Source organism: Variovorax sp. GW823-FHT04F07 (assembly GCF_058795995.1).
This window is the reverse complement of sequence record NZ_JBXAIG010000003.1, coordinates 808,865-815,470: the sequence shown is the minus strand read 5'-3', so window position 1 is coordinate 815,470 and position 6,606 is coordinate 808,865. Positions and strand designations below refer to the sequence as shown.

Annotated in this window: 5 protein-coding genes; 4 read left to right on the top strand and 1 reads right to left on the bottom strand. The window is 67.9% G+C overall.

From position 1 onward, the window contains the following. Window positions 1–84 precede the first annotated feature (84 nt). Window positions 85–1,125: an AraC family transcriptional regulator gene (locus AC1RAA_RS19075; protein ID WP_492730636.1), complete on the bottom strand. Its 1,041-nt coding sequence runs from the start codon at window positions 1,123–1,125 to the stop codon at window positions 85–87. 127 nt (window positions 1,126–1,252) lie between these two features. Here AC1RAA_RS19075 and AC1RAA_RS19070 point away from each other — a divergent pair, with 127 nt between their 5' ends. The 4 genes from AC1RAA_RS19070 (at window position 1,253) to AC1RAA_RS19055 (ending at window position 6,588) form a co-directional block, all read left to right on the top strand. Further along, entirely contained in the window at window positions 1,253–2,425 is a 1,173-nt protein-coding gene (locus AC1RAA_RS19070; protein WP_056577364.1) for an isovaleryl-CoA dehydrogenase, read from the top strand. A 68-nt stretch (window positions 2,426–2,493) separates the two neighbouring features. Next, on the top strand, window positions 2,494–4,161 hold the full coding sequence (locus AC1RAA_RS19065) for an AMP-binding protein (protein WP_492730638.1): 1,668 nt from the start codon (window positions 2,494–2,496) through the stop codon (window positions 4,159–4,161). Continuing rightward, window positions 4,158–5,780, top strand: coding sequence for a carboxyl transferase domain-containing protein (locus AC1RAA_RS19060; protein ID WP_139701354.1), 1,623 nt, complete (start codon window positions 4,158–4,160; stop codon window positions 5,778–5,780). Before AC1RAA_RS19065 ends, AC1RAA_RS19060 begins: the two co-directional genes overlap by 4 nt. Window positions 5,781–5,793: 13 nt before the next feature. Beyond that, window positions 5,794–6,588 (top strand): enoyl-CoA hydratase/isomerase family protein, encoded by a 795-nt coding sequence (locus AC1RAA_RS19055; protein WP_492730640.1) that lies wholly within the window; start codon window positions 5,794–5,796, stop codon window positions 6,586–6,588. The last annotated feature ends 18 nt before the right edge of the window (window positions 6,589–6,606 follow it).

Here is a 6,606-nt window from a genome sequence, read left to right as displayed (position 1 = left end):
GAAATCAAGGAGGAGGGCGAAGCCCGGGGGACATTCGCGGAGGGAAGTACCCGGTGGCCTGTGCACGCGCCCTGAACCAGCGCCCTACAACCCCAGCTGCCGAAAGTCCCGAGGCGCATGCCCCGTCCACTGCAGGAACGCACGCGAAAAGCTCTTCTCGTTGCGAAAGCCCACCGCCAGCGCCACCTGCTTGATCGGCCGCGTGGTCCGGCGCAGCTGCTCCACCGCCAGCTCGTGCCGCACCTCGTTCTTCAGCACCTGCAGCGAGGTGCCCTCTTCGTGCAGCTGCCGGTGCAGCGTGCGCCCCGACACATTCAGCAGCCCCGCCAGCGCCTCCGCCGTGGTCGCCTCGCCGGAGCGCGCGCGCAGCAGTTCGCGCACGCGCTGGCCCAGCAGGCGGTCGCGGCGGTACTGCAGCACCGTGAGCGGCAGGGCGCGCTTGAGCATGGTGCGCAGCGCGCGCTCGTCGCGCAGCAGCGGCAGCGCGAGGTAGCGCTCGTCGAAGCTGATGCTGGCCTGCGGCGCGTCGAAGTGCACGTCGGGCGTGAACATCAGCGGGTAGGCGTCGCGGTGCGGCGGCGCCGCGAACGGAAAGGTGGCCTGGCGCAGCGAGATGCGCGAGTCGATGGCCCAGCACACGTAGCCGTGCATGAAGCGCAGGCTGGTCACCAGGCAGAACTCGCGGAACGCCGGGTCGAGCGGGCGGTTCTCGGTGATGCGCAGCGTGGCCACGCCGCCGGTCACCTCCAGCGCGAGCGTGATGTCCTCGGTGAGCAGGCGGTGGTGGCGGCACCAGCGCTTGATGGCCACGCCCAGGTCGGGCGAGGTGAGCGAGGCGCGGCACAGCATGCCGTAGCTGCCCCAGGGCAGGCGGCGCGAGAACCAGCCCAGCGCCTCGTCGTCCAGCTCCTGCATCGCGTGGCCCGACAGCGCCTCGAACTGCGCGGCCGTCACCCGGGCGCCCGGGCGGGCCAGCTCGCGCGGCGCGATCTGTGCCGCCTGCAGGGCCTGCGCGGGGTCCTTGCCGTAGCGGGCATACCCTTGCACGATGGCTCGCACGAAGGCCATCGGCGTGACGGCGCGGGCGGGTCGCAGGAAGGCGGGGGACGACGTGGTGGAGGGCATCGGTCGTGGCGCAATTTGCAACCATTGTGGCGCCAATTGCGGCGCCACGAGGCGTAAGCTGCGTTTTTTCAAGCGCCATCCGCGCGGGCAGCCCTGCGCGCCGACCCCTTCAGAGGAGACAAGACTCATGCACGATTTCGGCCTCAACTTCGACCTGGGCGACGACATCGACGCGCTGCGCAGCGCGATCCAGGACTTCGCCGCCAACGAAATCGCGCCCCGCGCCGCCGAGATCGACCGCGACAACCTGTTCCCGCACGACCTGTGGCAAAAGCTCGGCGAGCTGGGCCTGCACGGCATGACGGTGAAGGAAGAATTCGGCGGCACCGAGCTGGGCTACCTGGCCCACATCGTGGCCATGGAAGAAGTCTCGCGCGCCTCGGCCTCGGTGGGCCTGTCGTACGGCGCGCACTCCAACCTGTGCGTGAACCAGATCCACCGCAACGGCAGCGACGCGCAGAAGAAGAAGTACCTGCCCAAGCTGGTGAGCGGCGAGCACGTGGGCGCGCTGGCCATGAGCGAGCCCAACGCCGGCTCCGACGTGGTGAGCATGAAGCTCAAGGCCGACAAGAAGGACGGCTACTACGTGCTCAACGGCGGCAAGATGTGGATCACCAACGGCGGCGACGCCGACACGCTGGTCATCTACGCCAAGACCGAACCCGAGATGGGCGCGCGCGGCATGACCGCCTTCATCGTCGAAAAGAATTTCAAAGGTTTTTCGGCAGGCACCAAGCTCGACAAGCTCGGCATGCGCGGCTCCAACACCTTCCCGCTGTTCTTCGACAACTGCGAAGTGCCCGAAGAGAACGTGCTCGGCGGCGAAGGCATGGGCGCCAAGGTGCTGATGAGCGGCCTGGACTACGAGCGCGCCGTGCTCTCGGGCGGCCCGCTGGGCATCATGGCCGCCTGCATGGACGCCGTGATCCCCTACATCCACGAGCGCCAGCAGTTCGGCCAGAGCATCGGCGAGTTCCAGCTGATGCAGGGCAAGATCGCCGACATGTACTCGACCTGGCAGGCCACCCGCGCCTACGTGTACGCCGTGGGCAAGGCCTGCGACCGCAACGACCATGCGCGCACCTTCCGCAAGGACGCGGCCGGCGCCATCCTGTACTCGGCCGAGAAGGCGACCTGGATGGCCGGCGAGGCGATCCAGACGCTGGGCGGCGTGGGCTACACCAAGGACTTCCCGGTCGAGCGGCTGTGGCGCGACGCCAAGCTGTACGAGATCGGCGCGGGCACGAGCGAAGTGCGCCGCATGCTCATTGGCCGCGAGCTGTTCTCCGAAACCGCATAAGCCGCGCTGCACACCCTCACCCCACCCTCTCCCCGCAGGGAGAGGGCGCCAGACAAGGAGACAAGACGATGCCACTGACGCAGAGCCTGGCCCAAGGCGCCACGGACGTCCCCCTCATCGAGCAAGCCATCGGCGACTTCTTCGACGACATGGTTGCCAAGCAACCGGAACGCGAAGCCCTCGTCAGCCGCCACGAAGGCCAGCGCTTCACCTACCGCGAACTGCAGACCGCGTCGAACAAGCTGGCCAGCGCGCTGCTGAACCTGGGGCTCGTGCCCGGCGACCGCGTGGGCATCTGGTCGCACAACAACGTGCCGTGGGTGCTGATGCAGATCGCCACCGCCAAGGTCGGCCTGATCCTCGTCAACATCAACCCCGCCTACCGCACCTCCGAGCTCGAGTACGCGCTCAACAAGGTCGGCTGCAAGGCGCTGGTGACGATGGCGCAGTTCAAGACCAGCGACTACCTGGGCATGCTGCGCGAGCTGGGCCCGGCCAAGCTGCCGCTGCTGCAGCACACCTTCTGGATCGACAAGCCCGGCCAGGGCGACGAGCAGCCCGGCATGCGCCGCTTCAGCGAGCTGCTGGCCGGCGGCGATGCGGCCGACGCGCGCGTGGCCGCCACGCAGAAGACGCTGAAGGCCACCGACCCGATCAACATCCAGTTCACCAGCGGCACCACGGGCTTTCCCAAGGGCGCGACGCTCACGCACCGCAACATCCTGAACAACGGCTTCTTCATCGGCGAGTGCATGAAGCTCACACCGGCCGACCGCCTGTGCATTCCGGTGCCGCTTTACCACTGCTTCGGCATGGTGCTGGGCAACCTGGCCTGCCTCACGCACGGCTCGGCCATCGTGTACCCGAACGACGGCTTCGATCCGCTCACCGTGCTCGAAACGGTGCAAGCCGAGAAGTGCACGGGCCTGCACGGCGTGCCCACGATGTTCATCGCCGAGCTGGACCATCCGCGCTTCAAGGAGTTCGACCTGTCGACGCTGCGCACCGGCATCATGGCCGGCTCGCCGTGCCCCATCGAAGTGATGAAGCGCGTGGTCAGCGAGATGCACCTGGGCGAGATCACCATCGCCTACGGCATGACCGAGACCAGCCCCGTGAGCTGCCAGAGCAGCACCGACACGCCGCTGGACCGCCGCGTGTCGACCGTGGGCACGGTGCAGCCGCACCTCGAGGTGAAGATCATCGACCCCGAGACCGGCGCGATCATGCCGCCGGGCCAGTCGGGCGAGCTGTGCACGCGCGGCTACTCGGTGATGCACGGCTACTGGGAAGACGAGCCCAAGACGCGCGAAGCCATCGACGCCGAGCGCTGGATGCACACCGGCGACCTCGCCACCATGGACGCCGAGGGTTACGTCAACATCGTCGGGCGCATCAAGGACCTGGTGATCCGCGGCGGCGAGAACATCTACCCGCGCGAGATCGAAGAATTTTTGTACCGCCACCCGAAGGTGCAGGACGTGCAGGTGGTCGGCCTGCCCGACAAGAAGTACGGCGAAGAGCTGTGCGCCTGGATCATCGTCAAGCCCGGTCAGAGCGCCACCGACGCCGAGATCCGCGACTTCTGCAAGGGCCAGATCGCGCACTACAAGGTGCCCAAGTACATCCAGTTCGTCTCCGAGTTCCCGATGACGGTGACCGGCAAGATCCAGAAATTCAAGATCCGCGACGCCATGACCGAGCAGCTCGGTCTCAGCCAAGAAAAGACAGCATGAGCAAACTCGAAACCAAACTGAATGCGCGTTCGGCCGACTTCCAGGCCAACGCGGCCGCCATGCGCGCGCTGGTCGACGACCTGCAGCAGCAGTTCGCGAAAGTGGAGCAGGGCGGCGGCGAGGCCGCGCGTGCCAAGCACACGGCACGCGGCAAGCTGCTGCCGCGCGACCGCGTGGCCGAGCTGCTCGACCCGGGCACGCCCTTCCTCGAGATCGCGCCGCTGGCCGCGCATGCGATGTACCTCGATGCCAAGGGGGCCGAGTCGGCACCGGGCGCCGGCATCATCGCGGGCATCGGTCGGGTGAACGGCGTGGACTGCATGATCGTGTGCAACGACGCCACCGTGAAGGGCGGCACCTACTACCCGATGACGGTCAAGAAGCACCTGCGCGCGCAGGAGATCGCCGAGCAGAACCGCCTGCCCTGCATCTACCTCGTGGACTCGGGCGGTGCCAACCTGCCGAACCAGGACGAGGTGTTTCCCGATCGCGAGCACTTCGGCCGCATCTTCTACAACCAAGCCAACATGAGCGCCCAGGGCATCCCGCAGATCGCGGTGGTCATGGGCTCGTGCACGGCCGGCGGCGCGTACGTGCCGGCGATGAGCGACGAATCGATCATCGTGAAGAACCAGGGCACCATCTTCCTGGGCGGCCCGCCGCTCGTGAAGGCGGCTACCGGCGAGGTCGTGTCGGCCGAAGACCTGGGCGGCGGCGACGTGCACACGCGCCTGTCGGGCGTGGTCGACCACCTGGCACAGAACGACCTGCACGCGCTGGCGCTGGCGCGCTCGGCGGTGGCCAACCTCAACGCGAAGGCCGCCGACACGCCGCAAGGCGCCGCGGTGCGCGCACCCGACTTTCCGCGCGAAGAGCTGTACGGCGTGATCCCCACCGACACCCGCAAGCCCTTCGACGTGCGCGAGATCATTGCGCGCATCGTCGACGGCAGCGAGTTCCACGAGTTCAAGGCCCGCTTCGGCGCCACGCTGGTCTGCGGCTTTGCCGAGATCGAAGGCATGCCGGTCGGCATCATCGCCAACAACGGCATCCTGTTCAGCGAGTCGGCACAGAAGGGCGCGCACTTCATCGAGCTGTGCTGCCAGCGCAAGATCCCGCTGGTGTTTCTGCAGAACATCACCGGCTTCATGGTCGGCCGCAAGTACGAGAACGAAGGCATCGCGCGCCACGGCGCCAAGATGGTGACGGCCGTGGCCACCGCCAACGTGCCCAAGTTCACGATCATCATCGGCGGCAGCTTCGGCGCCGGCAACTACGGCATGTGCGGTCGCGCGTACAGCCCGCGCTTCCTCTGGATGTGGCCCAACGCGCGCATCAGCGTGATGGGCGGCGAGCAGGCCGCAAGCGTGCTCGCTACGGTGAAGCGCGACGGCATCGAACTGAAGGGCGGCAGCTGGAGCGCCGACGAAGAAGAAGCCTTCAAGGCCCCGATCCGCCAGCAGTACGAAGACCAGGGCCATCCCTACTACGCCACTGCGCGCCTGTGGGACGACGGCATCATCGATCCGGCCGACACGCGCCGCGTGCTGGCACTGGGCCTGGCCGCGTCGCGCAACGCGCCGATCCCCGAACCCAAGTTCGGCATCTTCCGCATGTGACGAGGGGCACCGCATGAGCAGCACCTTCACCAAGCTGAACCTCGCCATCGACGGCGCGGTCGCGCGCATCTGGCTCGACCAGCCCGACGCGCGCAACGCCTTCGACGATGTCGTGATCGCCGAGCTGACGCAGGCCTTCCTCGAAGCCGGCGCCGCGCCGCAGGTCAAGGCCATCGTGCTCGGCGCGAACGGCCCGGCCTTCTGCGCGGGCGCCAACCTCAACTGGATGCGCCGCATGGCCGACTACACGCGGGGCGAGAACCTCGCCGACGCGGGCAAGCTGGCCGACATGCTGCGCACCATCGCCGAGTGCCCCAAGCCCACCATCGCGCGCGTGCAGGGCGACGTGTACGCGGGCGGCATGGGGCTCGTGGCCGCGTGTGACATGGCCGTGAGCGTCGACACCGCGTGGTACTGCCTCAGCGAAGTGAAGATCGGCCTCGTGCCCGCGACCATCAGTCCGTATGTGCTGCGTGCCATGGGCCCGCGCGCGTCGCAGCGCTACTTCCTCACGGCCGAGCGCTTCACCGCCGCCGAGGCGCACCGCATCGGCTTCGTGCATGAAGTGGTGGCCGCCGACGCGCTCGACGCCAAGGTCGACGAGCTGCTGAAGGCCCTCACCGGCGCCAGCCCCGCTGCCGTGCGCGCCTGCAAGCAGCTGATCGCCGACGTGGCCGGCCGCGAGATCGACGGCGCGCTCATCGCCAAGACGGTTGAAGGCATCGCCGACATCCGCGCCAGCGACGAAGGCCGCGAGGGCGTGCAGGCTTTCCTGCAGAAGCGCAAGCCGTCCTGGCTCGCCGGCTGACAGCCAACCAAGGACCGC